We start from the raw sequence: 397 nt of genomic DNA, 5'->3' as shown, positions 1-397 counted from the left end.
CCTTTTCGCGAATCGCGGGATGTTCATTTGTACAAGCTTCGATGATCGAAGCAAGGGTGACAACATTATTATTAGAAGAACTCGTTTCTTTACTATTCATTGATCATGACTTTTAATGACAAAGCAAAATAATGAATGTAAAAGATTTTTTCAACAAAAGTGAGAGAAATTCACAGGAAAACGACACTTAATATACAGACACTGCGAAATAGGAGGCATTAGGGGGGGATTTCGCAGGGTCAGCATAAAAAGGGGGCAATGGGGGGTATTGCCGAGATGAAGGAGAGCAACTGTTAGTCGCTCTCCTTTTTTTTGCATTTTTATTGATTTGGCGATATTTTATCTCTGCACGAAGCAAGGTTGAAACCCGCTTATGTTTTGGCATGATTTGTAAATG

This window comes from candidate division KSB1 bacterium, assembly GCA_034505495.1.
Taxonomy (GTDB): Bacteria; Zhuqueibacterota; Zhuqueibacteria; order Residuimicrobiales; family Krinioviventaceae; genus Fontimicrobium_A.
This window is presented reverse-complemented; position numbering follows the sequence as displayed.